The sequence below is a fragment of the Streptomyces uncialis genome, assembly GCF_001905345.1.
Taxonomy (GTDB): Bacteria; Actinomycetota; Actinomycetes; order Streptomycetales; family Streptomycetaceae; genus Streptomyces; species Streptomyces uncialis.
On sequence record NZ_LFBV01000009.1, the window covers coordinates 156,032 to 182,755 of the forward strand.

General features: G+C 71.8%; 20 protein-coding genes. 14 read left to right on the top strand and 6 right to left on the bottom strand.

Annotation, left to right across the window (positions count from 1 at the left end):
* Positions 1-121 precede the first annotated feature (121 nt).
* Positions 122-1,048, top strand: a complete 927-nt coding sequence (locus tag AB852_RS29365) for a proline dehydrogenase family protein (protein ID WP_073793256.1) — start codon at positions 122-124, stop codon at positions 1,046-1,048.
* 43 nt (positions 1,049-1,091) lie between these two features.
* Positions 1,092-2,723 carry an L-glutamate gamma-semialdehyde dehydrogenase gene (pruA, locus tag AB852_RS29370; RefSeq protein WP_073793257.1) on the top strand — a complete coding sequence of 544 codons (1,632 nt, stop codon included), beginning with the start codon at positions 1,092-1,094 and terminating at the stop codon, positions 2,721-2,723.
* 173 nt (positions 2,724-2,896) lie between these two features.
* On the opposite strand, the gene AB852_RS29375 is transcribed toward pruA, so the two are convergent.
* Positions 2,897-3,598 (bottom strand): nitroreductase family protein, encoded by a 702-nt coding sequence (locus tag AB852_RS29375; RefSeq protein WP_073793258.1) that lies wholly within the window; start codon positions 3,596-3,598, stop codon positions 2,897-2,899.
* 153 nt (positions 3,599-3,751) lie between these two features.
* Between AB852_RS29375 and AB852_RS29380 the strand changes: the two genes are divergently transcribed.
* The 8 genes from AB852_RS29380 to AB852_RS29410 all read left to right on the top strand — a co-directional run bounded on the left by AB852_RS29380 (position 3,752) and on the right by AB852_RS29410 (position 13,142).
* Entirely contained in the window at positions 3,752-4,360 is a 609-nt protein-coding gene (locus AB852_RS29380; protein ID WP_073793259.1) for a GNAT family N-acetyltransferase, read from the top strand.
* Between the two features lie 387 nt (positions 4,361-4,747).
* Entirely contained in the window at positions 4,748-5,251 is a 504-nt protein-coding gene (locus AB852_RS29385) for a hypothetical protein (RefSeq protein ID WP_073793260.1), read from the top strand.
* A 416-nt stretch (positions 5,252-5,667) separates the two neighbouring features.
* On the top strand, positions 5,668-5,793 hold the full coding sequence (locus tag AB852_RS41420) for a hypothetical protein (RefSeq protein ID WP_281257849.1): 126 nt from the start codon (positions 5,668-5,670) through the stop codon (positions 5,791-5,793).
* Between the two features lie 113 nt (positions 5,794-5,906).
* The gene (locus AB852_RS29390; RefSeq protein ID WP_073793261.1) at positions 5,907-6,947 is read left to right on the top strand and encodes a 3-isopropylmalate dehydrogenase; all 1,041 of its coding nucleotides are present in this window, start codon (positions 5,907-5,909) and stop codon (positions 6,945-6,947) included.
* Positions 6,948-7,301: 354 nt separating this feature from the next.
* On the top strand, positions 7,302-8,387 hold the full coding sequence (locus AB852_RS29395; RefSeq protein WP_073793262.1) for a branched-chain amino acid aminotransferase: 1,086 nt from the start codon (positions 7,302-7,304) through the stop codon (positions 8,385-8,387).
* Between the two features lie 426 nt (positions 8,388-8,813).
* Positions 8,814-9,425, top strand: coding sequence for a TetR/AcrR family transcriptional regulator (locus AB852_RS29400; RefSeq protein ID WP_073793263.1), 612 nt, complete (start codon positions 8,814-8,816; stop codon positions 9,423-9,425).
* A 571-nt stretch (positions 9,426-9,996) separates the two neighbouring features.
* A complete protein-coding gene (cimA, locus tag AB852_RS29405; RefSeq protein ID WP_073793264.1) occupies positions 9,997-11,598 on the top strand; it encodes a citramalate synthase in 1,602 nt (533 codons plus the stop codon).
* 119 nt (positions 11,599-11,717) lie between these two features.
* On the top strand, positions 11,718-13,142 hold the full coding sequence (locus AB852_RS29410; RefSeq protein WP_107499381.1) for a hypothetical protein: 1,425 nt from the start codon (positions 11,718-11,720) through the stop codon (positions 13,140-13,142).
* 177 nt (positions 13,143-13,319) lie between these two features.
* Here the strand turns inward: AB852_RS29410 and AB852_RS29415 are convergent, their stop codons facing one another.
* The 3 genes from AB852_RS29415 to AB852_RS29425 all read right to left on the bottom strand — a co-directional run bounded on the left by AB852_RS29415 (position 13,320) and on the right by AB852_RS29425 (position 15,648).
* On the bottom strand, positions 13,320-14,279 hold the full coding sequence (locus AB852_RS29415) for a hypothetical protein (protein WP_073793265.1): 960 nt from the start codon (positions 14,277-14,279) through the stop codon (positions 13,320-13,322).
* Between the two features lie 20 nt (positions 14,280-14,299).
* Complete coding sequence (locus tag AB852_RS29420; RefSeq protein ID WP_073793266.1) at positions 14,300-14,737, bottom strand: peptidase inhibitor family I36 protein; 438 nt, start codon at positions 14,735-14,737, stop codon at positions 14,300-14,302.
* 305 nt (positions 14,738-15,042) lie between these two features.
* On the bottom strand, positions 15,043-15,648 hold the full coding sequence (locus AB852_RS29425) for a YceI family protein (RefSeq protein WP_073793267.1): 606 nt from the start codon (positions 15,646-15,648) through the stop codon (positions 15,043-15,045).
* Positions 15,649-15,908: 260 nt separating this feature from the next.
* On the opposite strand from AB852_RS29425, the gene AB852_RS29430 reads away from it, so the two are divergent.
* The 4 genes from AB852_RS29430 (at position 15,909) to AB852_RS29445 (ending at position 24,690) form a co-directional block, all read left to right on the top strand.
* Positions 15,909-19,802 carry an endo-alpha-N-acetylgalactosaminidase family protein gene (locus tag AB852_RS29430; protein WP_073793268.1) on the top strand — a complete coding sequence of 1,298 codons (3,894 nt, stop codon included), beginning with the start codon at positions 15,909-15,911 and terminating at the stop codon, positions 19,800-19,802.
* A 479-nt stretch (positions 19,803-20,281) separates the two neighbouring features.
* On the top strand, positions 20,282-22,612 hold the full coding sequence (locus AB852_RS29435; RefSeq protein WP_073793269.1) for a polysaccharide lyase 8 family protein: 2,331 nt from the start codon (positions 20,282-20,284) through the stop codon (positions 22,610-22,612).
* A gap of 154 nt (positions 22,613-22,766) precedes the next feature.
* A complete protein-coding gene (locus AB852_RS29440) occupies positions 22,767-24,386 on the top strand; it encodes an acyl-CoA carboxylase subunit beta (RefSeq protein WP_073793270.1) in 1,620 nt (539 codons plus the stop codon).
* An 82-nt stretch (positions 24,387-24,468) separates the two neighbouring features.
* Positions 24,469-24,690 (top strand): acyl-CoA carboxylase subunit epsilon, encoded by a 222-nt coding sequence (locus AB852_RS29445; protein ID WP_073793271.1) that lies wholly within the window; start codon positions 24,469-24,471, stop codon positions 24,688-24,690.
* 862 nt (positions 24,691-25,552) lie between these two features.
* On the opposite strand, the gene AB852_RS29450 is transcribed toward AB852_RS29445, so the two are convergent.
* The gene (locus AB852_RS29450; protein ID WP_073793272.1) at positions 25,553-26,134 is read right to left on the bottom strand and encodes a GTP-binding protein; all 582 of its coding nucleotides are present in this window, start codon (positions 26,132-26,134) and stop codon (positions 25,553-25,555) included.
* Positions 26,115-26,690: a DUF742 domain-containing protein gene (locus tag AB852_RS29455; RefSeq protein WP_073793273.1), complete on the bottom strand. Its 576-nt coding sequence runs from the start codon at positions 26,688-26,690 to the stop codon at positions 26,115-26,117. The genes AB852_RS29450 and AB852_RS29455 overlap by 20 nt, the downstream gene beginning before the upstream one ends.
* Positions 26,691-26,724 lie beyond the last annotated feature (34 nt).

The following is a 26,724-nucleotide window of genomic DNA, read 5'->3' on the forward strand; positions in this document are numbered from 1 at the left end:
GCCCAGGATCGGAGCGATCCCTAGGTTTCACGGAGGTTCTTCCGCCGTACCCGCAGCGTTCAGCCCCCGTGCCGGACCGTCCCGGGCACGGTCTGTTCGTCTCTCTCCGTGGAGGTGGCCCGTGCTGGGTCCCGTGATTCTCGCCGCTTCGCGCAGCGACCGGATGCGCCGCTTCGTGTCGGCGGCACCGGGCACCAAGCAGGTCGTGGCCCGGTTCATCGCCGGTGAGACCGTCGACCAGGTGATCCCGATCGTGCGCGAGGCCGCCGAGCGGGGCCTGGAGGTCACCCTCGACGTCGTCGGTGAGGACATCACCACCCGCGAGCAGTCCTTCGCCGCCCGTGACGCCTATCTGGAGCTGATCGGGCAGCTCGAAGACCTCGGGCTCGGTGAGCGCGCCGAGATGTCGGTGAAGCTGTCCATGTTCGGCCAGGCCCTGGAGGGCGGCCACGAGCTGGCGCTCGCCAATGTGCGGCCCGTCGTCGAAGCCGCCGCCGCGATCGGCACCACCGTCACCCTGGACGCCGAGGACCACACCACCCTCGACTCGATGTTCGCCATCCACTCCGCGCTGCGTGAGGACTTCCCGCAGACCGGTTGCGTCATCCAGGCGTACCTCTTCCGCACCGAGGACGACGCCCGCCGGCTCGCCGCCGAGGGCTGCCGGGTACGGATCGTGAAGGGCGCCTACAAGGAGCCCGCGACCGTCGCCCACCAGGACAAGGCCGAGATCGACAAGGCGTACGTCCGGGTCCTGCGCATCCTGATGGAGGGCGAGGGGTACCCGATGATCGGGTCCCACGACCCGCGCCTGATCTCCATCACCCAGGACCTCGCCCGGCGCGCCGGGCGCAAACTGGACGAGTACGAGTTCCAGATGCTCTACGGCATCCGCAGCGAGGAACACCTGAGGCTGGCCGCCGAGGGACACCGCATGCGCGTCTACACCGCGTACGGAACCGACTGGTACGGCTACTTCATGCGGCGTCTCGCGGAGAAGCCCGCGAACCTGCTGTTCTTCGCCCGCTCCATCCTCACCAAGGGCTGAGCGCTCCCCGACCCCTCCCGACCCTTTAGGAGACACGGAACCCATGGACGCTGTGACCCAGGTCCCCGCCCCGGTCAACGAGCCGGTGCTCGGCTACGCGCCCGGCTCCCCGGAGCGCGCCCGCCTCGAAGTGAAGCTCAAGGAACTGGCCGAGAACCCGGTCGACCTGCCGATGACCATCGGCGGCGAGCGGCGGATGGGCGGCGGTGACACCTTCCAGGTCGTCCAGCCGCACAACCACAAGGCCGTCCTCGGCACCTACCGCAACGCCACGAAGCAGGACGCCCAGGACGCCGTCGACGCGGCCCTGGCCGCCGCTCCGGCCTGGCGCGCGCTGTCCTTCGACGACCGCGCCGCGATCATCCTGCGCGCCGCCGACCTGCTCGCCGGCCCCTGGCGCGAGACGCTCGCCGCGTCCACGATGCTCGGGCAGTCCAAGACCGTCCAGCAGGCGGAGATCGACACCCCCTGCGAGCTCGTCGACTTCTGGCGCTTCAACGTCAAGTACGCCCGTGACCTGCTCGCCGAGCAGCCCCCGGCGAACTCGCCCGGTGTGTGGAACCGCCTCGACCACCGCCCGCTCGAAGGCTTCGTCTACGCGATCACGCCGTTCAACTTCACGGCCATCGCGGGCAACCTGCCGACCGCGCCCGCCCTGATGGGCAATGTCGTGGTGTGGAAGCCGTCCCCGACCCAGACCCACGCCGCCGTGCTGCTGATGCGTCTGCTGGAGGAGGCCGGGCTGCCCAAGGGCGTCATCAACCTCGTCACCGGCGACGGCATCGCCGTCTCCGAGGTCGCCCTGCACCACCGGGACCTCGCGGGCATCCACTTCACCGGTTCCACCCCCACCTTCCAGCACCTGTGGAAGACGGTCGGCGAGAACATCGGCAAGTACCGCACCTACCCGCGTCTCGTCGGCGAGACCGGCGGCAAGGACTTCGTCGTCGCGCACCCCACCGCCGACCGCGGCATCCTGAAGACGGCCCTCACCCGGGGCGCCTTCGAGTACCAGGGCCAGAAGTGCTCCGCGACCTCCCGCGCGTACATCCCCGCCTCGATCTGGAACTCCGGTTTCAAGGAGGAGTTCGCGGCGGAGATCGACGGACTCGCCATGGGTGACGTCACCGATCTGTCGAACTTCATCGGCGCCGTCATCGACGAGCGGTCCTTCGCCAAGAACAAGGCCGCCATCGACCGCGCCAAGGCCGACGACACCTGCACCATCGTCGCGGGCGGCACGTACGACGACTCGGTGGGCTACTTCGTCCGCCCGACCGTCGTCGAGTGCTCCGACCCGGCCAACGAGGTCTTCACCACCGAGTACTTCGGCCCGTTCCTCGCCGTCCATGTGTACGAGGACGACCGGTACGACGCGATGCTCGACCAGATGGAGTCCGTCTCGGACTACGCGCTGACCGGGTCCGTCGTCGCCGGTGACCGCGCGGTCGTCGCCCACACGATGGAGAAGCTGCGGTACGCCGCGGGCAACTTCTACATCAACGACAAGTCGACCGGCGCCGTCGTCGGCCAGCAGCCCTTCGGCGGCGGCCGTGCCTCCGGCACCAACGACAAGGCCGGCGCCCCCCAGAACCTCCAGCGCTGGACCCTGACCCGGGCCATCAAGGAGACCCTGGTCCCGCCGACCGACTACACCTACCCGCACATGGGCTGACCCGACCAGGGCGGTCCTCACCCGGCCGCCCTCCGGCGGTGGCTCCCTTCCCAGCCCAGCCACCGCCCCGCCCGCGCGCGGACCACCCCCCGGTCCGCGCGCGGGCCACAAGCACCGCCCCGGACCCCGGCCCCCCAGCCAGGGTCCGGGGCGGTCTCCATGTTCGGGCCCGCTCAGATCTCCACCAGCACCTGGTCCAGCGACTTGCGGACCAGCCCCGGCACCTCGCAGTCGGCGGCGGGATAGCCCACCGGGATCACCGCGAACGCCTTCTCGTTGGCCGGACGGCCCAGCACCTCCCGCAGGAAACCCATCGGGCTCGGGGTGTGCACCAGCGCCGCCAGCCCCGACAGATGCAGCGCGGTCAGCAGCATCCCCACGGCGATGCCCACCGACTCGTCCACGTAGTAGTGCTTGTGCCGGGCGCCGTCCGCGCCGACCCAGTACCGCTGCTGGAACACCACGATCAGCGCGGGCGCGTCCGTCAGATGCGTCTTCACCCCGTCGGTGCCCAGCGGGCGCAGCGCCGCGAGCCACTCCTCACCGAGCCGCCCGTCGTAGGAGACCCGCTCCTCGTGCTCGGCGGCGTCCCTGATGAGCCGCCGCACCTCCTGGTCGCGTACCAGTACGAACGTCCACGGCTGCTGATGGGCGCCCGACGGGGCGGTGCCCGCGCACACGATCGCGTCACGCACCACCTCCGGGGGCACCGGGTCCGGCGCGAACCGCCGTACCGTGCGCCGCTGGTCCATCCGCCGCCGCAGCTCGGCGGCGCGTGCGACGGATTCGGCGGCGGGCATCCGCTCCGGCCGGTAGGGCACCGGCCGGTAGGGCTCGCCATGGATCGGGTTCCAGCGCTGTGCCACATCGGTCATGGCCCGAGTCTGCCGGTCACGGCCCCGGCGGGGGAGACAGCCTTCGGGGATAGCCCGGGGCTGCCACCCCCGGACGAGGCCGGGACGGGTACGGGCGACCGGGGAGCCGGACCCGCCGCACCGTCGAAGATCAACTGCATGCAGAATGCACGCATGCAGACGACGAACACGCCGAGGACGGCGGCCGCCGCCGACGCCGCACCGATCAGCCGCTCCCTGGCCCGCGCCTTCCACGACGACCCGATGATGCGCTGGTTCTTCCCCGACGACGCCTCCCGCGAGGAGTCGCTGGTCCGGTACTTCACCACGCTCTTCACCCGGCAGTACGTCCACAACGGCGTCTGCGAGCTCACCGGCTCCGCCGCCGCCTTCTGGGTGCCGGCCGAGGCGCGGGACAAGGCCGTGCCCGACGCGGATACCGTGCGGGAACTCCAGGACATCCTGGGCGAGCGGGCCGGACTGTTCGGCGAGGCCGTCGAGGCCGCCGCCGCGCACCCGCCCCGGGAACCGCACTGGTACCTCGCGGTGATCGGCGCCGACCCCGCCGCCCAGGGCCAGGGACAGGGGGCCGCGCTGCTGCGCTCGGGTCTCGCCAAGGCCGACGCGGCGGGGATGCCCGTCCGGCTGGAGTCCTCCAAGGCGGCCAACCTCCCCTTCTACGAGCCCTTCGGGTTCACCGTCGGCGAGGAACTGCGGCTGCCGGGCGGCGGACCCGCGCTGTGGTCGATGTGGCGCGAACCGCGCCCCGGGGCCGACATCTAGAAGGCGCCCCGGAAGGTGCCGGTGGGGCCGGCGGTCGGTGAGGGCCGCCGGTGACCACCGACGACTCCTGTGCACCGCTCCGGCCCGCCGGCCCCGCCGGCATGCACCGCGCAAGAGCCCTGTCACCGGTCGCTTCGGGCCTCTTCCGGCGGATGTGCGGTTCGGGTCGAGGTGCCGCGCCCCGCACCGGTCCCACCTGCGCACACCCGCGCGGCCGGTCGCCGAGAACGGCCGGAAGCGGTCTGGCACCCGGGCCCGCCCTTGTGGCCGCCCTGGGCAGCTGTGAGCATTCGGACGCACGTTCTGCGGCCGCCGGAGCGAGGGACGATCCGGCGGCCCGATCCGTTGGTTCCGTCCGAAGTGCGACCAACTAGGAGTGCCTCACCCATGATCCGATCGAGACTCCGCACGCTCCTGCTCGGTTCCGGCGCCGCGGCCGCGATGGTGGCCGCCGGGCTGTTCCCGACCGCCGCGTCGGCCTCGGCACCCTCCTCCGAGCGGCCCGCCGACAGCCGCCCGGCCGCCGCCGCGGGCCCGACCGGGGCGGCAGCGGGATTCTGGTCCTGCAGCATCCCGCCCGGCTACACGTACAGCGACACCCAGAACACCCTGAGCTGCGGAGGGACCGGCTTCCGGACCCAGTACTTCGTCCAGCCGCCCACGGACAGCCTCTGGGCGTGCACGATCCCCACCGGGTTCACCTACAGCAGTGTGCAGAACAGCCTGGACTGCTCGGTCAGCGGTTTCCGTACCAAGTACTTCCTGCGCGCGCCCGCCACCGGGATCTGGGCCTGCTCCATTCCCTCGGGCTTCACGTACACGAGCACGATGAGCACCCTCGACTGCTCGGTCAGCGGCTTCCGCACCAAGTACTTCCTGCAAGCCTACTGACCGGTCACCGGTCACCGGGGCCGCGGTAGCCACCCCGGCCCCGCCCGGCCGCCACGCCCCGCACGGAGCGGCCCGCACTGAACGTCACGCGTGTGCCGCCGCGCCCTCGATCCGGGGGCGCGGCGGCACACGCGTCGCCGTTCCGGCGCCGATGTGGCGGGGCCCACACCTCTCCCACCTGCGAGAACACTGAACCCGTCTCAGATAGTAGGAAGTCCGACTACTTGTAGGGACAGAAGCGCGCTCCTCCCTTAGCGTTGTAGGAGCCGAACACACCGCTCGATCGAGCGGACGCGGTTGTGAGCGCCGCCATCGCGGGTGACCCCCGCGGCGTCAGCTCCCCGCCCTCATCTCGGTGACTCCTCATTCCCGTGCGACCCTCTCCGTGCTTCACGGACGCCAAGGAGCAGATCACCATGAACGACACGACCGTCCGCCGAGTCCGTCACCCCCGTACCAACGAGTCCGAGCGCAGGAACGCCGCCGCCGCCCTCCAGCGCGCGCTGGACCGCCGCGACAACGGCGGCTCCACCGGACACTGAAACGCCCGGCGCGCCGCGGGTCCCCGTGACCCGCGCCCGGGACCGCCGAACCGGGCTGTCCGAATGACGGACATGCCATGTCATCACATGGGACGGGGAGTAGGGTGCGGCGCATGTCTCGCAGCATCAATCTCGCAGTGATCCCCGGTGACGGTATCGGCCAGGAGGTCGTGGCCCAGGGGCTCAAGGTCCTCAAAGTCGTCCTCCCCGAGGATGTGAAGCTGGAGACCAAGGAGTACGACCTCGGCGCCCAGCGCTGGCACCGCACCGGGGAGACCCTCCCCGAAGCGGAGCTGGAGTCCCTGAAGGGGCACGACGCGATCCTGCTCGGCGCGATCGGCGACCCCTCGGTGCCCTCCGGCGTCCTGGAGCGCGGTCTGCTGCTGAAGCTCCGCTTCGCGTTCGACCACTACATCAACCTGCGCCCCTCGAAGCTCTTCCCGAACACCGCGACCCCGCTCGCGGGCCGCCCCGAGATCGACTTCGTCGTGGTCCGTGAGGGCACCGAGGGTCCGTACACCGGCAACGGCGGCTCGCTGCGCACCGGTACGCCCGCCGAGGTCGCCACCGAGGTCAGCCTCAACACCGCCTACGGGGTGGAGCGCGTCGTCCGTGACGCCTTCGAGCGTGCGAACGCCCGCCCCCGCAAGAAGCTGACGCTGGTCCACAAGAACAACGTCCTCGTGTACGCCGGTCACCTCTGGAAGAACACCTTCGACAAGGTCGCCGCCGAGTACCCGGACGTCACCACCGACTATCTGCACGTCGACGCCGCGACGATCTTCTTCGTCACCCAGCCCGAGCGCTTCGACGTGATCGTCACCGACAACCTCTTCGGCGACATCCTCACCGACCTGGCCGCCGCCGTCAGCGGCGGGATCGGCCTCGCCGCCTCCGGCAACATCAACCCGACGGGCACCTTCCCGTCGATGTTCGAGCCGGTCCACGGCTCCGCGCCCGACATCGCGGGCCAGGGCAAGGCGGACCCGACCGCGACGATCCTCTCGGTCGCCCTCCTGCTGCGCCACCTCGGCCAGGAGGCCGAGGCCGCGCGTATCGAGGAAGCCGTCTCCGCCGACCTCGCCGAGCGCGACGGCACCCCCCGCACCACCGACGAGATCGGTGACGCGCTCGCCGCACGCGTAGCCGGCTGACCCGGCGCGTCACACGTCCCGGGGCAGGCCCCGGAACCCCGGGTCCGCCCCGGGGCGGAAGCCGCCGGACCGTGAGGTTCCCGGCGGCTTCTCCTGTCCTCGCGGACACCCGCGGACAGGACCGGACAGCCCGGCGGCCCCTCCCCGCCGGACCGCCGGTACCGGTATCGATCCCGGGGCCGTTCCCGTCACGGGGCCGCACCGCGCGATACTCGGAACCAGGGCCGCGCATACGTCACGTACCGACCCGTATGCCGTGAAGCTCGGACGTCCTAGTATCGTCACGCGCGGGCGTGAGCCGAACGGACAGGCGGGAGCTCGGCCCTCACAACCTACGGTGAAGGACAACGACCCATGACGACGCCCACGATCGAGCTGAAGCCCTCCTCGCATCCGCTGTCCGAGGAGGAGCGCGAGGCGATCCTGCGCAACCCCGGCTTCGGCCGCCACTTCACCGACCACATGGTCACCGTCAAGTGGACCGAGGGCCGCGGCTGGCACGACGCCGAGCTGGTGCCCTACGCCCCGCTCTCGATCGACCCCGCGAACATGACATTGCACTACGCGCAGACCATCTTCGAGGGCCTCAAGGCGTACCGCCGCCCCGACGGGACCGTCGCCACGTTCCGGCCGCTGGCCAACGCCGAGCGGTTCCAGACCTCGGCCCGCCGCCTCGCGATGCCCGAGCTGCCCACCGATCTGTTCATCGCCGCGTGCGACGCGCTCGTCACCCACGACAAGGAGTGGGTGCCGGCCCACGGGGAGCAGTCCCTGTACCTGCGCCCCTTCATGTTCGCCACCGAGGTCGGCCTCGGGGTGCGGCCCGCCTCCGAGTACCTCTTCATCGTCATCGCCTCACCCGCCGGTGCCTACTTCCCCGGCGGTGTGAAGCCCGTCTCCGTGTGGCTCTCCGAGGACTACGTCCGCGCGGTCAAGGGCGGCACCGGCGCCGCCAAGACCGGCGGCAACTACGCGGCGTCGCTCGTCGCCCAGAAGGAAGCGGCGGCCGAGGGCTGCGACCAGGTGGTCTGGCTCGACGCGGTCGAGCACCGCTGGGTCGAGGAGATGGGCGGCATGAACCTGTACTTCGTGTACGGGGACCGGATCGTGACGCCCGAGCTCACCGGATCGCTGCTGCCGGGGATCACCCGCGACTCGCTGCTCACCATCGCGCGGGACCTCGGGTACCACGCGGAGGAGGGGCGGATCTCCACGGAGGACTGGGCGCGGGACGCTGCGAGCGGCGCGCTCACGGAGGTCTTCGCGTGCGGGACCGCGGCCGTGATCACGCCGGTGGGGACCGTCAAGTCGCGGCGGGGGGAGTGGACGCAGGGGGCCGGGGAGCCGGGGGAGGTCACGATGCGGTTGCGCGGCGCGCTGCTCGCCCTTCAGTCCGGGGCGGCCCCGGACCCCTACGGATGGATGCACGACCTGGGGTAGTCCCTCCGGGGCGCCTTCGCTCGCGCTTGCGCTTCGGGGTCTGTCCGGGTGGGCCGCCTCGTCCCTGTGCGGGTCGCCTTCGCTTGCGCTTCCCAGGTCTGTCCGGGTGGGCGCGCTTGTCCCTGTGGCGTCGCTCGGTGGGTGCGCAGTTCCCCGCGCCCCTGGATGCTGCGCTCTTGCGGTCGTTCTTCGGGTGCGGGGTCGCCCTCGTCTTTGCGCAGTTCCCCGCGCCCCTGAGGTGCCGCCCGCTTGTGGTCGTTCTTCGGGTGCGGGCCGGTTCTCGTCTTTGCGCAGTTCCCCGCGCCCCTTTGGGGCGCCTCCGGTCTTGTGGGCGCCCGTACCATCTTCGCGGGGGGCGGGTGCAGTCCCTCCGACCGGCCCTGCCGCGGGCCATACCCCGGACCCGAGCACCCGAGGAGCACTTACATGGCCGGTCACGCCCGTACGCGCAAGCACGCACCGCCGCGCGAGGACGTACTGGCCGCCGCCATGACGATGATCGCCGAGCGTGGCCTGGAGAAACTGACCATGGCCGCGCTCGGTGCCGAGGTCGGTATGAGCAGCGGCCACCTCCTGTACTACTTCCGCACCAAGGACGAACTGCTGCTGCGCACCCTGGAGTGGAGCGAGGGCCGTCTCGGCGCCGAACGTGCCCGCCTCCTCAGCGATCCCGGCACCCCTCGCGAACGGCTCGACGCCTTCGTGGGCCTGTATCTCCCCGACGGTCACCGCGACCCGCACTGGACGCTGTGGCTGGAGGTGTGGAACCGGTCCCTGAGCGCCGACGACGAGAGCCGTGACCGGCAGGTCCGCATCGAGAGCGCCTGGCACCGTGACCTGGTCGCCCTGCTCGCCGAAGGCGTCTCGCACGGCGACTTCCGCTCCCTCGACATCGACCGGTACGCCACGCGGCTGCGGGCCCTCCTCGACGGGCTCAGCATCCCGGTGGCGGTCGGCCTGCGCGGCACGGACCGCGCCCGCGCCCTACGCCACACCCAGGACTACCTGGACACCTCCCTGCCCCCCACCCACCCCTGACCCGCACAGCGACCGCAAGCGGGCAGCGCCTCAGGGGCGCGGGGAACTGCGCACAGACGAGGGCGCACCCGCACCCGACCGACAACACCAGGCAGGCAGCGCCCCCCAAGGGGCGCGGGGAACTGCGCAAAAGACGAGAACCGGCCCGCACCCGAAGAACGACGGTAAGCGGGCAGCGCCCCCAAGGGGCGCGGGGAACTGCGCACCCGCCGAGCGACGGCGCAGCAAACAAGTGCGTCCCGCCGGACGGACCTCGCAGGCGCCAACGAAGGCGATCCGTCCAGGTGGTGAGACCAGGGAACGGCAGCCCAGGAACTGTGGCACACTGCCACCCGTGCTTTCGTTCGCCATGATTATCGGCAACAGGCGCGCCGGTCCGCAGGACCGCTGATCCGGCACAACCGGCAGTCAGCGGCCCCGTGCCCCAGACCCGCGCGCAGACCTCTCGCACCCGCGAGGGGTTTTTTCGTTTCCGGGACCCAAACCCCGCCGGAGGCGACCAGCACGCGAGGATGGGGGCAAGTGGAGCCACGTATTCCGGAGCCACGCACCCGACAGGAGTCACCCCGCAATGAGCAGTCAGCCCACAGACGACAGCTTCCACGTCTTCGACACCACCCTGCGCGACGGAGCGCAGCGCGAGGGCATCAACCTCACGGTGGCGGACAAGCTGGCCATCGCCCGGCACCTGGACGACTTCGGGGTGGGGTTCATCGAGGGCGGCTGGCCGGGTGCCAACCCCCGCGACACCGAGTTCTTCGCCCGCGCCCAGCAGGAGATCACCTTCGGCAGCGCCCAGCTCGTCGCCTTCGGCGCGACCCGCCGCGCCGGAGCCAAGGCATCCGAGGACCCGCAGGTCAGGGCGCTGCTGGAGTCCGGTGCCCCGGTGATCACGCTGGTCGCCAAGGCCCATGACCGCCATGTGGAACTGGCCCTGCGGACCACCCTGGAGGAGAACCTGGAGATGGTCCGCGACACCGTCTCCCACCTGGTCGCCCAGGGCCGCCGGGTGTTCATCGACTGCGAGCACTTCTTCGACGGCTACCGTGCCAACCCGCAGTACGCGAAGGCCGTGGTCCGCACCGCGAGCGACGCGGGCGCGGACGTCGTCGTCCTGTGCGACACCAACGGCGGCATGCTCCCCGCCCAGATCCACGCCGTGGTCGCCACGGTCCTCGCCGACACCGGTGCCCGGCTCGGCATCCACGCGCAGGACGACACGGGCTGCGCGGTCGCCAACACCCTCGCCGCCGTCGACGCGGGCGCCACCCATGTGCAGTGCACGGCGAACGGCTACGGGGAGCGCGTCGGCAACGCCAACCTCTTCCCGGTGGTCGCCGCCCTGGAGCTGAAGTACGGCCGCCAGGTGCTGCCCGAGGGCAAGCTCAAGGAGATGACCCGGGTCTCCCACGCGATCGCTGAGGTCGTCAACCTCACGCCCGCCACCCATCAGCCGTACGTGGGCGTCTCCGCGTTCGCGCACAAGGCCGGACTGCACGCCTCCGCGATCAAGGTCGACCCGGACCTGTACCAGCACATCGACCCGGAGCTGGTGGGCAACCGCATCCGGATGCTCGTCTCCGACATGGCCGGGCGGGCCTCCATCGAGCTGAAGGGCAAGGAGCTCGGCGTCGATCTCGGCGGGGATCGCGAGCTGATCGGCCGGGTCGTCGACCGGGTCAAGGAACGCGAGCTGAAGGGCTACACCTACGAGGCGGCCGACGCGTCGTTCGAGCTGCTGCTGCGCGAGGAGGCCGAGGGCCGGGCCCGCCGCTACTTCCGTACGGAGTCCTGGCGCGCGATCACCGAGGACCGGCCCGACGGCAGCCACGCCAACGAGGCCACCGTGAAGCTCTGGGCCAAGGGCGAGCGGATCGTCGCCACCGCCGAGGGCAACGGCCCGGTCAACGCGCTGGACCGCGCGCTGCGGGTCGCCCTGGAGCGGCTGTACCCGCAGCTGGCCAAGTTCGAGCTGGTGGACTACAAGGTCCGCATCCTGGAGGGCCGCCACGGCACCCAGTCCACGACCCGGGTCCTGATCTCCACGGGTGACGGCGAGGCCGACTGGTCGACGGTCGGTGTCGCGGACAACGTCATCGCCGCGTCCTGGCAGGCCCTGGAGGACGCCTACACCTACGGCCTGCTGCGCGCGGGCGTCGAGCCGACGGAGTAGCCCGCGAGCAGTCCCGCTCCCCGGGGTGCCCGCGCAGGCACCCCGGGACCGTGGTCGGACCAATACGGTGAATCCGCTCCATCAGGGTGACAACGGGCACATCGGGTAGCGTCGAGGGTATGGACGCCGTTCTGTCGCGAGGACTCCGGTCACTCCGGGGCCCGGCGCTCGCCCTGATCTCCGCGGCCGTGCTGCCCGTGGTGCTCACCCTGTCGGCCCCGGCCGCCGCCGCCGAGGCCGCCCCTCCGGCCGCCCGTGGTGCCCCGGTGGCCGTCACCGCCACCGATATCGCCGTCGTCGCCGACGCGCTGCGCGAGAGCCCTGTCTACGTCGATCCGGCGGCGTCGGGCCAGCTCTCCACCGCGGACGCGGACGCCCTCACGAAGAAGATCGAGGACGCCGGCAAACCGGTCTTCGTCGCGGTGCTGCCCGCGGACTTCCCCACCAAGGACCTCTTCACCGATCTGCGGACGGACACCGGGATCACCGGGGTGTACGCGGTGCGCCTCGGTGACCGCTTCGACGCCCACGCCGACAGCGCCGTGATGTCGCGCACCGCCGTGGGGAACCTGGTGCGCAGCGTCGAGGGCGACGCCTCCGCGAACGCGCAGCTGAACGACTTCGTGGACCGGGCGCTGCCCACGGCCCGCGGCAGCGCGCCCGCCTCCTGGGGCGGGGACCCCGGTTCGTCGTTCCCGACCGGCACGGTGATCGGTGTCGGCACCCTCGTGGTGCTGGGCGGCGCGGGCCTGTACGCGGTGTCCCGGCGCAACCGCCGCCGTCATGAGGAGGAGCAGCGGGCCGCGCTGGACAAGCTGCGGGTGGTGGTGGACGAGGACATCACCGCGTTCGGCGAGGAACTGGACCGGCTGGACTTCCATCCGGCCGAGGCGGGCGCGGACGACGCGATGCGCGGGGACTACGAGCACGCGCTCGACGCGTACGAGAAGGCGAAGTCGTCCATGGCCGCCGCCCGGCGCCCGGAGGACGTACGGCCGGTGACCGGGGCGCTGGAGGACGGCAGGTTCTCGCTGGCGGTGCTCGCCGCCCGCCGCGCGGGCCGTCCGGTCCCGGAGCGCCGGGGCCCCTGTTTCTTCGACCCGCGGCACGGTCCGTCCACCGAGGACGTCCGCTGGGCGCCCGCGGGCGGGGCCGAACGCGAGGTGCCGGTGTGCGCGGCGGACGCGGCCCGGCTGCGGGAGGGCGCCGAGCCGATGATCCGCGAGGTCGACACGGAGCACGGCCGCCGTCCGTACTACGACGCGGGCCCGGCGTACGGGCCGTGGGCGGGCGGTTACTTCGCCGCGGGTCTGCTGCCCACGCTGCTGGTGGGCACGATGCTCGGCGGGATGATGGCGAGTCCCGCGTACGCGGCGGACTACGGTTCCGGCTACGGCGACTTCGGGCCGGGCGCGGGGTACGACGGCGGTGAGGTGTCCGGCGCGGACTTCAGCCCGGACGACTTCGGCGGCGGTGGCTTCGGGGACGGCGGCGGCGACTTCGGCGGGGGCGGCGGGGGCGGGGACTTCGGCGGCGGCTTCTGAGGACCCCGCCGGTTCCCGCCGCCCGGGACGCGGTTCCCGGCCTCCACCGGCCCTGGGCATCCGGGTGGCGGTTTCCGACCCCCATCGGTCCGGGTGCGTGGGCGGGGGTCCCTGACGCCCGCTGGACCGGGTACCCGAGCGGACCCCGCCGACCGCCCGCTCGGGCTCCCGCAGGGGTCAGGTGTCCGTACCGGCCTCCCGGTCCCGGTCCGCTCCGGCGACGATCCGGCGGGCCTCCCGCACCTTCGCCAGATGCAGTCCCCGGAGCTGTTCCAGCCGGGCGGTGTCACCGGCGATCGCGGTGCGCTGGACGCGGGCCTCCGCCTCGAACCAGGTCTCCAGCAGACGTGTGCGGTGTTTGCAGGCGATATCGGTTCGGGCGGTCTCCTTCTCCTGCCGGGAGATACCGCTCCTCTGGAATGCCGGATTCTTCAGCGGGTCCATGGGGGAGGCGTAGGAAAAGCCGTTCTCGCGCATACAGGCGGCCCATTCCGTCAGCGCCGCCCGTACCCGGGAATCCTGGCGCGACCGGACGAAACTCCGGGCGGCGATACGGCTCGCGGCGTCCGCACCTGCGCTGAATTCGTAAGGTTTCCTGAGTTTCTCCACCCCTTCACCGAGACAGCCGTGCGCCGGCACCCGCCGGCCCCGGTGCGTCGCGTCCCGCGGGGATTCCCCGTCGGCCCGCCGCCCGTACAGCACGAGCTGTTCGGCGGCGCTCAGCGCACTGTCCGACGCCGGGTCCGGCTGGGGCGGGAGGTGGTAGCCCCAGCGGGCGGCCTCGCGGGCGCTGGAGATCCCGTACCGGCGGTCGGCGAAGGGCGGGGCGAGTACCGCGGTGGCCTGCGGCGGGTCGTAGGTGACCCCGTACCGCCGGGCGCAGTCGCGGGCGAGGATCAGTTCCGCGGCGGTGATCGCGAGGTACTCGTCGTCGCTGTAGCTGTAGCGGGCGATGGGGAGCCGGGCGGTCAGTGTCGTGCCGGCCCCGTTCTCGCCGGGGTCGGGCGGGGGGCCGGCCCGATGGGTCGCGGTGCCGGGCGCGCCGGTGGGCCGGGCGGTGCCGTCCGGCGGTGGTGCGCCGGGGGAGCAGCCGAGCAGCAGGGCCAGGACCAGCGCGGACAGCGCCTGTCGTCTCATCGGACCGGGTCCCGTGGCCGTCAGGAGAAGCGGTGGCAGTTCGAGGGGGCGGCGCCGAAGCGCAGCGAGGCGTTGTCGTTGTACGTGTTCTTGAGCCGGGCGGTGCCGGTGCGCTTGGCGAAGCTGTCGCAGGGGCCGGTGTAGCCGCTGTTGAAGAAGACGGCGGCGTCGCGCACGCTGGCGTTGTGGAACGAGGCCGCGTTGTTCTTGACGAGCTGGCCCTTGCCCGCGCCGGCCGTCAGGAAGTGGTAGCCCGCGAGGTCGGGGACGTTCGTGCCCCGGAACACCACCCGTGATCCGGTCTGGTGGCTGTTGAAGTAGAACTCCCCGCAGTCGTACTCCCAGTTCGGGCAGCCCGTGCCCGCGTCGGCCTGCGCCTGCGGCGCCATACCGAGGACGACCGTCACCGCCGCCGGTATCGCGAGGGCCAGGGAGATCGACTTTCTCAAAACGCGCATGGAAATCCTCCGTGCCGGGTCCGGTTTATCACCCGGCGATTCTGTTGTTTTCTGCACCTTGAATTGGCGCAGCGTGAGCCTAGCCAGGCGCGGAGTCACCCGACAGGCTGCTTTCGGACATGGATGGCCGGGATCGAGCTGGTTCTTTATCGGTCAGCGGTGTGCGACTGCAAAAAGACGAGCGCCCGCCTTCTCGCTCGTGGTGCGAAGCGGAAGGCGGGCGCGCTCGAAGGGGACCGTCGTGGGTCCGGGGCACGGTGGCCCGGGTGCCGGAGGCGGACTCCGGCGGGGGGTCGGGACGGGGGTCAGGCGCTCTTGATCGCGGAGATGTCGAAGTTCAGCTTGATCTTGTCCGAGACGAGGACGCCACCGGTCTCCAGCGCGGCGTTCCAGGTCAGGCCCCACTCGGAGCGCAGCAGCTCGGCCTTGCCCTCGAAGCCCACGCGCTCGTTGCCGAACGGGTCGGTCGCGGCGCCGCTGAACTCCAGGTCGATGGTGATCGGCTTGGTGGTGCCGAGCAGGGAGAGCTCACCGGTGATGCGGTAGTCGTCGCCGCCCAGGAACTCGGTGGAGGTGGAGCGGAAGCTCATCTTCGGGTGCTCTTCGATGCTGAAGAACTCGGCGCTCTTGAGGTGGCCGTCGCGGTCGGCGTTGCCGGTGTCCAGGCTTGCCATCTCCACGTCGATACGGGCGGAGGAGTTGGCCGGGTCGGTGCCGTCCAGGTCGAGCGTGCCGGTGAAGTCCTGGAAGCCGCCCTTGACGTTGGTGACCATCGCGTGGCGGGCCACGAAGCCGATGGTGGTGTGGGCGGTGTCGAGGGTGTACGTGCCGCTCAGGGTGGCGAGGCCGGGGCCCGGCGCCTGGGGGGTGGCGACAGCGGTGGTGGCGTTCTTGCGGCCGAAGATACCCATGGTGTGCTCCTTGGGGCGGTGGGGGGTGACCGCCGGATGAGCGGTCTTTGGTTGAACTTTCAACGAGGATGACACTAGCGGTATTCCGTTCAACTTTCAACTGCAAGCGGAGTGTGCTGGCGCGAACGCGCTCCGTATGCGTCGATGGCGGATGCGGGCGGGGCCTACTTGGACTAAAGGAACGCGGTACTTGGACTGCCGCCGCCGCGACGCGCCCCGTCCGTTGACCCCATGGCGACGACGCGGATACCCAGTTCCCCATGTCCCGAAGATTCCGTACGGCATGTGCGCTGGTCGCAGCCTCATCCGCCGTCTTCGCCCTGGCCGGTCCCGTCGCCGCCGCCGCACCCACGGCGGACGCCGCCCCCTCCGCCGCCGACCCCGTCGGCGGCCCCTCGCTCCGCTCCGGCAAGCTCACCGTCACCGTGGCGAAGGACTTCCCCAGGGTCCTCGCGTACACCGACCGCGCCACCGGGGCCCGCCTCCTCGGCTCCACCGCGGAGATCACCGAGGTCACCCTCAACGGCAAGCCCCAGCCCGTACGGCTCGGATCGGCGCCGGACATCGGGCGCGCCAAGGCCGCGTACACCCTCACCTTCCCCGAGCTGCCCGGGGTCGAGATCGACACCTCGCTGTCGGTCAGCGGCCGTACCGTCACCTTCCGGGTCACGGCGGTCCGCGACACCGAGGCGTTCCGGGTCGGCACGATCGACATACCCGGCCATGACCTCGTCTCCGTGGGCAGCGGCGACGGCGGCGCCCGTACGGCGTTCACCCGGCTCGACCCCGACTCGACCCGCACGGCCGACGTCTTCGCCGACGTCACCCCCGCCACCCCGGCCTACGCGCCGCGCGGCGCCGCCTACGCGCTGGTCAACACCGCCGGGCTCGCCGCCGCCGTCGAGTCCAACTCGACGTACGACAAGCCGTCCGGCGCCACCGCCGGGGACAACGCCCGCTTCTGGCACCAGGCCCGCAAGGCCGCCGACGGCTCCACCCGCGTCGGCGTCCGGTCCGGCCAGTGGACCTACCGCGGCGAGGGCTCACCCACGCCCGCCCGCAAGGACGCGCTGCCCTGGGCCAAGGTCGTCGTCACCCCCGACGCCAACGCCGACCGGACCGTCGACTGGCAGGACGCCGCGATCGCCTTCCGCGGCATCGGCATCAAGGCGCCCGGCGCCGACGACACCCCCGACCGGGTCATCACCCATATCCCGTTCAACTTCGCCAGCCAGGCCACCCACCCCTTCCTGCGGACCCTGGACGACGTCAAACGGATCTCGCTCGCCACCGACGGCCTCGGCCAGCTCGCCATGCTCAAGGGCTACGCCTCCGAGGGCCACGACTCGGCGCACCCCGACTACGGCGGCGACATCAACAAGCGCGCGGGCGGCCTCACCGACCTCAACAAGCTGCTGCGGGACGGCGAGAAGTGGGGCGCCACCTTCGGCGTCCACATCAACGCCACCGAGGCGTACCCCGAGGCGAAGAACTTCAGCGAGAAGCTCGTCGACAAGAACAAGCCCGGATGGAACTGGCTCAACCAGAGCTACTACATCGACCAGCGCCGCGATGTGAACAGCGGGGAGCTCGCCCGCCGCTTCAAGGAACTGCGCGACGAGACCCACCGCAATCTCTCGCAGCTCTACGTCGATGTGTACTACTCGCACGGCTGGATCGCCGAGAAGACCGCCGAGGCCATCCGCGACCAGGGCTGGAACCTCTCCACCGAGTGGGCCGACAAGTTCGAACGGCAGTCCCTGTGGTCCCACTGGGCCAATGACCTCAACTACGGCGGGGTCACCAACAAGGGCCTCAACTCGAAGATCATCCGGTTCATCCGCAACAGCGAGAAGGACGTCTGGAACAACGACCCCGTCCTCGGCCAGACCATCCTGGAGGACTTCGAGGGCTGGACCGGCGAGAACGACTGGGACGACTTCTACGCCGCGGTCTGGGAGCGGGACCTGCCCGCCAAGTACCTCCAGCAGGAGAAGATCCTGCGCTGGGAGGGCAACGACATCGCCCTCACCGGCGGCGTCCGCGGCACCGTCGAGAACGGCACCCGCGCCTACTACGACAACGGCCGCAAGGTCCTCGACGGCACCACCTACCTGCTGCCCTGGGCCGACGGCCGCCAGGGCAAGCACGGCAAGCACACCGACAGGAACCGCAAGCTCTACCACTTCAACAAGACCGGCGGCACCACCACCTGGGAGGTCCCCGGCTCCTCGTACACCGTCCACAAGCTGACGGACAACGGCCGGGTCAAGGCCGGCACCGTCCGCGCCAAGGACGGCCGGATCACCCTCACCGCCGAGGCCGGACAGCCCTACGTCCTGTACGCGGACGGCCGCGTCCCGAAGGCCGCCGACCCCCGCTGGGGCGAGGGCACCCCCGTCAAGGACCCCGGCTTCAACGACGCCCGCCTCGACGACTGGCGCACCACCGGGACCGTCACCCGCGACAAGGACGACCACGGCCGCAACAGCGCCGCCCTCACCGGCACCGGCAAGGCCGCCGTCGAACAGCGGATCAGCGGGCTGACCCCCGGCAAGCGCTACACCGCGTCCGCCTGGCTTGAGGTCGAACCCGGCAAGGACCGCCGCACCACCTTGACCGCGGGCGGCGCGTCCGTCTCCGTCGAACGCTCCACCCTGCGCAACACCGTCGCCGCGAGCGACTGGCACAGCACGAACATGCAGCGCGCCAAGGTCACCTTCACCGCGCCCCGCGACGGCCGGACCACCCTGCGCGTCGAGGCGGCCGCGGGCTCCGGCGCCAAGGTCCGCGCCGACGACATCCGGATCGTCCGCAACGACCCCGCCGCCAAGTCCGGCACCCTCGTCCACGAGGACTTCGAGAACGTCGACCAGGGCTGGGGCCCCTTCGCCAAGGGCGCCGCGGGCGGCGTCACCGACCCGCGCACCCATATCGCCCAGAAGAACGCGCCCTACACCCAGTCCGGCTGGAACGGGAAACTCGTCGACGACGTCATCGGCGGCGCCGAATCCCTCAAGACCCACGAGGGCGACAAGGGCGGACTCGTCTACCGCACCACCCCCGCCACCGTCCCCCTCAAGCCCGGCAACGCCTACCGGATCGACTTCGCCTACCAGTCCAGCCACGCCGGTTCCTTCGACTGGGTGACCGGCTACGACCAGAACACCGGCGGCGCCGCCCAGTCGGTCGAGACCCGCGCCACCCCCGTCCCCGAACGGCGCACCACCGGCACCTTCACCGAGAACGTCGTCGCGGGCTGCGGTGACACCTGGGTCGGCCTGCGGATGCGTCAGGACGCCGAGGACGGCGCGGACTTCGTCCTCGACGACTTCACCGTCACCGACCTCGGCCCCGCCACCGAACGCCCCGCCTGCGCCCGCCTCGCCCTGACCGGCGCCTCCCAGGCCCTGGAGCCCGGCGCCCCCAACAAGGTCACGGCCACGTTCACCAGCTTCGAGTCCACCGAGGCCCGCGACCCGCGGATCACCCTCGAACTGCCCGACGGCTGGAGCGCCGAGCCCGCCGGTCCCGCCACCCCCGGACCGGTCGCCCCCGGCGCGAGGATCACCGCCGAATGGCAGGTCACCCCGCCCGCCGGCGCCGCCTACCGCCCCTACGAACTGAAGGCCCGCGCCACCTACACCGTCGACGGCGCGCCCCGCTCGCTCACCGCCGCCACCACCGTCCGGACCCTGCCGCCGCCGCCCACCGGCGACGCCTGGGCCAGCGACCTCGACTGGACCGACAGCACCAACGGCTGGGGCCCCGTCGAACGCGACCTCTCCAACGGCGAGACCGGCACCGGCGACGGCTCCCCGCTGCGGATCGGCGGCGTCACCTACGCCAAGGGCCTCGGCACCCACGCCACTTCCAGCGTCCGCTACTTCCTCGGCGGCAAGTGCACCGCCCTCACCGCCCAGGTCGGCGTCGACGACGTCCAGACCAGCCGCGGCACCGTCCGCTTCACCGTCCTCGCCGACAGCGCCAAGAAGGCGGAGTCACCCGTCCTGCGCGCCACCGACGCCGCCTGGTCCCTGACCGCCGATGTCACCGGCGCCCGCTACGTCGACCTCCTCGTCGGTGACGGCGGCGACGGGGTCGGCAACGACCACGCCGACTGGGGCGACGCGAAGTTCCACTGCGCCCCCTGACCCGTACGTCGCCTTGACCCGGACGCGGCCTTGATCCGTACGTCGCCTTGACCGGCACGCGGCCCTGATCCGTACGTCGCCTTGACCGGCACACAGCCCTGATCCGTACGCGGCCCTGATCCGGATGTCGCCCTGACCGGCACGTCGCCCCACCCGGGTGGCACCCGCCGGATCGGGACGGCCCCGACCACGACCCGGAGCCCCCAGCACGACCCGCCGCCCGGACCAGCGGCCCTGGCCACGGCCAGGAGGCCCACCCGACTCGGCGACCCCGCTCACAACCAGGGGACCGCCCAACCCAGGGACCCCGCCCACAACCAGCGACCCACCCGACCCAGGGACCCCGCCGGAGCCACGAGCCCCGGCGGGGTCCCTGTCATACGACGGCCCCGGCGCACCGCACCCCCGCACACCGTCCACCCGGGGTGCTTGTGACCCGGCGGCGTGGCCCGTGACCGGCACCCGGGTAGCACGCCCGTATGAGCCCCACACGCCGGACCTTCCTGCTGGCCGGGGCGGGCGCGCCGTTCGCCCCCGCGCTCCCGGAGCCCGCCGGCCCCGACGACTTCACCCCCCTGCGCCACCGCTGGCTCGACCTCACCCTCGGCGCCGGACACGACCCGGCCGCCGAGCCCTACGCGACCCGGCTGCGCGCCACCGGCACCCGCGCCGAGCAGCTGCGCACCACCATGGACCCCGCCCCCGGACGGCTCTGGCCCGGCCACCCCTTCACGGACCCCGCCGCGATCACCCGCAGCCACCGCAGGCTCTGGACCATGACCCAGGCGTACGTCCAGCCCGGCACGGGACGCACCGGCGCCCCCGACCTGCTCGCCGCGACCCTCCACGGCCTCGACCACCTCGCCACCGTCTACCACCCCGGCACCCGGCCCCACGGCAACTGGTGGGAATGGCGGATCGGCACCCCCCGCCTCCTCACGGACATCGCCCTCGCCCTGCACGACCACCTCACCCCCGCCCGCCACGCCGCGATCCGCGCCGCCGTCGACCACTTCGTCCCCGACAGCGCCCTGCGCGACTACAGCGGCACCTCCACCGGCGCCAACCGGGTCGACATCTGCCGGGTCGTCGCCCTGCGCGGGGTGCTCGGCCGCGACGGCGACCGGATCGCCCTGGCCCGCGACGCCCTCTCCCCGGTCCTCCCGTACGTCACCGAGGGCGACGGATGGTACGCCGACGGGTCGTTCCTCCAGCACACCCGCGTCGCCTACACCGGCACCTACGGCCAGGTCCTGCTCGACGGCCTCGCCCGGCTCCTCGTCCTGCTCGACGGCACCCCCTGGGAGATCACCGACCCGAACCGCCGGACCGTCCTCGACAGCGTCGAACGGACCTTCGCCCCGCTGCTCCTCGACGGACTGATGATGGACATCGTGAACGGCCGCGCCCTCAGCCGCGGACTCCAGCGCTCCGAGGACGGGACCGCCATGCGCGGCGACCACTCCCACGGCCACACCGTGATCTCCGCCATCGCCCTCCTCGCCGCCAGCACCCACCCCGCCCTCACCCCCGAACGCCGCGACCGCTGGCACGCCCGGATCAAGGGCTGGATCGCCCGCGACACCGTCACCCCCCTCCTCGACTCCCCGCACCTCGGGCCCGCCGACCTCGCCCGGCTGCGGGCCGTCGCCGCCCGCCCGCTCACCCCCGCCCCCGAACCGGTCGCCCACACGCTCTTCCCCGCCATGGACCGCGCCGTCCACCGCCGCCCCGCGTTCACCGCCGCGCTCGCCATGGCCTCCGACCGCGTCGCCCACTACGAATGCGGCGCCGGGGAGAACCCCCGCGGCTGGCACACCGGCGCCGGAATGCTCCAGTGGTGGCCCGCCGGCCGCCCCGCCGACCAGTACACCGACTGGTACTGGCCCACCGTCGACTGGTACCGGCTGCCCGGCACCACCGTCTCCACCCGCCGCCTTCCCGACCGGGCCGGCGGCGAGTGGGGCGAGCCCAGACCCCCCACCCGCTGGGTCGGCGGCACCACCGACGGCGAGTACGCGGCCGTCGGCCAGGACCTCGCCGGGCTCGGCTCCACCCTGCGTGCCAGGAAGTCCTGGTTCTTCCTCGCCGACACCGTCCTGTGCCTGGGCGCCGGGATCACCTGCGCCGACGGCGTCCCCGTCGAGACCGTCGTCGACAACCGCAACCTCGGCGCGGACGGCACCCCCCGGCTGCGCACCGCCCCCGGACCCCGCCCCCACTGGGCCCACCTCGAAGGACACGGCGGCTGGCTGCTGCCCGGCGGCGCCCCGCTGCGCACCCTGCGCGAGGACCGCACCGGCGCCTGGTCCGACATCAACGCCCACTCCGCGTCCGACCGCCGCACCCGCCGCTGGCAGACCCTCTGGCTCGACCACGGCACCGACCCCACCGGCGCGTCCTACGTCTACGCCGTGCTGCCCGGCGCCTCCGCGGCCACCCTGACCGCCCGCGCGGCCACCGCCCACTGGCTGTCCGTCCTCGCCAACGACACCGCCCGCCAGGCCGTCGCCGTTCACCCGCTCGGCCTAATCGCCGCGAACTTCTGGCAGCCCGCCACGGCCGGGGGAGTCACCGCCGACGCGCCCGCGAGCGTCCTCGTCCGCCACCACGGCCGTACGGCCACTCTCCACATCAGCGAACCCGCACGCACCGGCCGCCCCCTCGGCATCCTCTGGGACCGTCCCGTGCGCCGGGTGCTCTCCCACGACCCCGGCATCGACGTGCTCACCACCGGACACCGCCTCCGGCTGCGCGTCACCCCCGGCACCCGCTGCGCGAGCCACCGCTGCGAGGTGAGCCTCGCCTGAGTATTTTGTGCGAACCCCACAACCCGCCCCACCCATGAGCAGGAGGTTCGTGACCACCCCCGCGCAGTTCTGTTCGGGGGTACCAGGAAATCGGGCCGGACACTGTACAAAGTCGACGGGCCGTTTTCCCCGGTCGACTTCGTATGGTCGCTACATGACCGTTTTGGACGAGACTGACTCCCCGGGTTCCTCGGACACCCCGGGGCTCACGGGGGACGAGCCCACGGACGCGCGCGGCCGGGTGGCCGAACTGCACGCGATCCGGGAGCTGGCACTGCGGGGGCCCAGCGAGAAGGCGACCGAGGCGCAGCACGCCAAGGGGAAGCTGACGTCCCGCGAGCGCATCGAGCTGCTGCTCGACGCCGGCTCGTTCCAGGAGGTCGAACAGCTCCGCAGGCACCGCGCCACCGGCTTCGGCCTGGAGACGAAGAAGCCCTACACCGACGGTGTCGTCACCGGTTGGGGCACCGTCGAGGGCCGCACGGTCTTCGTCTACGCCCATGACTTCCGGATCTTCGGCGGCGCCCTCGGCGAGGCCCACGCCACCAAGATCCACAAGATCATGGACATGGCCATCGCGGCCGGCGCACCCCTGGTCTCCCTGAACGACGGCGCGGGCGCCCGTATCCAGGAAGGCGTCTCCGCCCTCGCGGGCTACGGCGGCATCTTCCAGCGCAACACCCGCGCCTCCGGTGTCATCCCGCAGATCAGCGTGATGCTCGGCCCCTGCGCGGGCGGCGCGGCCTACAGCCCCGCCCTCACCGACTTCGTCTTCATGGTCCGCGAGACCTCGCAGATGTTCATCACCGGCCCGGACGTCGTCAAGGCCGTCACCGGTGAGGAGATCACCCAGAACGGGCTCGGCGGCGCCGACGTCCACGCGGAGACCTCCGGCGTCGCGCACTTCGCGTACGACGATGAGGAGACCTGCATCGCGGAGGTCCGCTACCTGCTGTCGCTGCTCCCGCAGAACAACCGCGAGACGCCTCCGCAGGTCACCTCCGAGGACCCCGCCGACCGCCGCTCCGACGTCCTGCTGGACCTGGTCCCCGCCGACGGCAACCGCCCCTACGACATGGCCAAGGTCATCGAGGAGCTCGTCGACGACGGCGACTACCTGGAGGTCCACGAGCGCTGGGCCCGCAACATCATCTGCGCCCTGGCCCGGCTCGACGGCCAGGTCGTCGGCATCGTCGCCAACCAGCCGCAGTCCCTCGCGGGCGTCCTCGACATCGAGGCATCCGAAAAAGCTGCGCGCTTCGTCCAGATGTGTGACGCTTTCAATATCCCGATCGTGACGCTGCTGGACGTCCCGGGCTTCCTGCCCGGTGTCGACCAGGAGCACGGCGGAATCATCCGGCACGGCGCGAAGCTGCTGTACGCGTACTGCAACGCGACGGTGCCGCGGATCTCGCTGATCCTGCGCAAGGCGTACGGAGGTGCGTACATCGTCATGGACTCCCAGTCCATCGGTGCCGACCTGACCTACGCCTGGCCCACGAACGAGATCGCGGTGATGGGCGCCGAAGGCGCCGCCAACGTCATCTTCCGCCGCCAGATCGCCGGTGCCGCCGATCCGGAGGCCATGCGGTCCCGGATGGTGAAGGAGTACAAGTCCGAGCTGATGCATCCGTACTACGCCGCCGAGCGCGGACTCGTCGACGATGTCATCGACCCCGTGCAGACGCGGGAGATCCTGGTGAAGTCGCTGGCGATGCTGCGGAACAAGCACGCCGATCTGCCCTCGCGGAAGCACGGCAACCCTCCGCAGTGATCCGGCCCCGCCGCCTCACCGCGCCGCCCGCACGTGCGCGAACCCACCCTCCCGCTGTCCGACCCCCTCTGGAGTCATCACCATGAGTGCTTCCCCGTCCCCGTCCGCTGACGGAGTCCTGCGTGTGGAGAAGGGGTACGCCGAGCCGGAGGAGGTGGCCGCGCTGACGGCGATCCTGCTCGCGCGGGCCGCCGCCGGCGGGGCTCCGGCGGGGCACTCCGTGGGCCGTGGGGTGGCCAAGGCGGGGTGGCGGCGGCTGGAGCGGCAGCACGGGTTCCGGGCGCCGCACAGCTGGCAGGGCTGACGCAGTCCGAGGTCTCCGTCGCGGTTCGTGCCGCGCCGGTCATGGCTCCCCGCGTGCGGGGCGCCCGCTGACCGGCGCGGCACGAACCGCTTCGCGCGTTTCCGGGCCCTGCGGCCGGCCCTCCGTGGCCCGCGCCCCTGGGTTCGTCCACCGCGCCGTACTTGTTCCCGTACGGGCCGTCCGTGGGTGCGCAGTTCCCCGCGCCCCTGGATGCTGCCCCTCCGGGCCGTTCCTCGGGCGCGGGCCGGTCCTCGTCTTCGCGCAGTTCCCCGCGCCCCTTCGGGGGCACCTGCCTGGCCGCGCCATTCACCTGCGGGAGCGGGTGCGCCCCAAAGGAAGCGGGCCCACCGGTGGACCCCCAGGGGCGCGGGGAACCGCGCACCCACGGACCCACCTGTACAGGTACAAGTACGTTCACAGGGGATGACCTAGGGGCGCGGGGAACTGCGCATCCACCGAGCGACCCGCACCGGAACAAGTGCGACGAGCCGGACGAACCCAGGGGCGCGGGGAACTGCGCACCCCCGTCCGACCCGCACGGGAACAAGTGCGACGAGCCGGACGAACCTAGGGGCGCGGGGAACTGCGCATCCACCGAGCGACCGCACGGGAACAAGTGCGACGAGCCGGACGAACCTAGGGGCGCGGGGAACTGCGCATCCACCGAGCGACCCGCACCGGAACAAGTGCGACGAGCCGGACGAACCCAGGGGCGCGGGGAACTGCGCACCCCCGTCCGACCCGCACGGGAACAAGTACGCCTAGGTGTGGAACCCCAGGGAGCCGGGGAGCCAGGGAAACGGGGGAGCCCGGGAACGGGGGAGCCGTCCCGGGAGGCCGGGACGGCTCGGGTGGGGCGGGGTCAGCGCAGGCGGGCCATCAGGGCGTGCTCGACCAACGTGATCAGCGCACTCTTCGCATCGGCACGATGCCTCGCGTCGGTCGTGATGATCGGTGTGTCGGGCCCGATCTGAAGCGCCTCACGCACCTCGTCCGGCGTGTAAGGCTGACTGCCGTCGAAGCCGTTGAGGGCGATGACGAAGGGCAGTCCGGAGTTCTCGAAGTAGTCGACCGCGGGGAAGCAGTCGGCGAGCCTGCGGGTGTCGACAAGGACGACGGCGCCGATCGCGCCGCGTACGAGGTCGTCCCACATGAACCAGAACCGGTCCTGTCCGGGAGTACCGAACAGGTAGAGGATCAGGTCCTGGTCGAGCGTGATGCGGCCGAAGTCCATGGCCACCGTCGTGGTGGTCTTGTCCCCCGTGTGCGTGAGGTCGTCGATACCGGCCGAGGCCGAGGTCATCACGGCCTCGGTACGCAGCGGATTGATCTCCGAGACCGCGCCCACGAACGTGGTCTTGCCCACGCCGAACCCGCCCGCCACCACGATCTTCGCGCTGGTGGTCGACCGGGCGGGTCCGCCGCTAGAGCTTGCGAAGTCCACTGAGCACCCTTTCGAGCAATGTCACGTCTGGCTGGCCGCCGGCGTTCTCGTCGCCGCCGGGCTGATGGATGGCGACCAGGCCCGCCTCCGCCAAATCGGCGACGAGAATCCTGGCCACACCGAGAGGGATGGTCAGCAGCGCCGATACCTCGGCGATCGACTTGACCTCACGGCAGAGATTGCAGATCCGCTGATGCTCCGGCAACTGCCCCTGGAGCTGATGCGGTTGAGCTGTGGTGTGCACCAACGCCTCGATGGCGAGCTGGTACCGCGGCCTGGTACGGCCGCCCGTCATGGCGTACGGGCGGACGAGGGGGTTGGCCGGGGAACCCGCGGGCGCCGGTTCGGGCGCCCGACGCTGGTGCTGTACGGGTGGGACACGGGGTACACGGGGTTGGCGCGGTTCGTAGGGCGAGGGACCCTGGGGCTGCTGGGGGTAGGGCCGCTGATGCCGGGGGCTGGGCGTGGAGGGGAAGTTGTACGGGTTCTGCGAGCCGTTGCCGTGCCCTTGGCTGTAGGGCCAGCTGCCCGAGGAACCGTCCGGGGGTGTCGCCACTTCGTCCTCCTCCTGCTGTACCGGGCACCCAGAG

Coding starts and splice junctions, on each gene's coding strand:
- AB852_RS29415 (WP_073793265.1), bottom strand. CDS start 14,279: ATGAGACGACAGGCGCTGTCCGCGCTGGTCCTGGCCCTGCTGCTCGGC.
- AB852_RS29425 (WP_073793267.1), bottom strand. CDS start 15,648: ATGGGTATCTTCGGCCGCAAGAACGCCACCACCGCTGTCGCCACCCCC.
- AB852_RS29430 (WP_073793268.1), top strand. CDS start 15,909: ATGTCCCGAAGATTCCGTACGGCATGTGCGCTGGTCGCAGCCTCATCC.
- AB852_RS29395 (WP_073793262.1), top strand. CDS start 7,302: ATGACGACGCCCACGATCGAGCTGAAGCCCTCCTCGCATCCGCTGTCC.
- AB852_RS29380 (WP_073793259.1), top strand. CDS start 3,752: ATGCAGACGACGAACACGCCGAGGACGGCGGCCGCCGCCGACGCCGCA.
- AB852_RS29400 (WP_073793263.1), top strand. CDS start 8,814: ATGGCCGGTCACGCCCGTACGCGCAAGCACGCACCGCCGCGCGAGGAC.
- AB852_RS29440 (WP_073793270.1), top strand. CDS start 22,767: ATGACCGTTTTGGACGAGACTGACTCCCCGGGTTCCTCGGACACCCCG.
- AB852_RS29435 (WP_073793269.1), top strand. CDS start 20,282: ATGAGCCCCACACGCCGGACCTTCCTGCTGGCCGGGGCGGGCGCGCCG.
- AB852_RS29410 (WP_107499381.1), top strand. CDS start 11,718: ATGGACGCCGTTCTGTCGCGAGGACTCCGGTCACTCCGGGGCCCGGCG.
- AB852_RS29385 (WP_073793260.1), top strand. CDS start 4,748: ATGATCCGATCGAGACTCCGCACGCTCCTGCTCGGTTCCGGCGCCGCG.
- pruA (WP_073793257.1), top strand. CDS start 1,092: ATGGACGCTGTGACCCAGGTCCCCGCCCCGGTCAACGAGCCGGTGCTC.
- AB852_RS29375 (WP_073793258.1), bottom strand. CDS start 3,598: ATGACCGATGTGGCACAGCGCTGGAACCCGATCCATGGCGAGCCCTAC.
- AB852_RS41420 (WP_281257849.1), top strand. CDS start 5,668: ATGAACGACACGACCGTCCGCCGAGTCCGTCACCCCCGTACCAACGAG.
- AB852_RS29445 (WP_073793271.1), top strand. CDS start 24,469: ATGAGTGCTTCCCCGTCCCCGTCCGCTGACGGAGTCCTGCGTGTGGAG.
- AB852_RS29390 (WP_073793261.1), top strand. CDS start 5,907: ATGTCTCGCAGCATCAATCTCGCAGTGATCCCCGGTGACGGTATCGGC.
- AB852_RS29420 (WP_073793266.1), bottom strand. CDS start 14,737: ATGCGCGTTTTGAGAAAGTCGATCTCCCTGGCCCTCGCGATACCGGCG.
- cimA (WP_073793264.1), top strand. CDS start 9,997: ATGAGCAGTCAGCCCACAGACGACAGCTTCCACGTCTTCGACACCACC.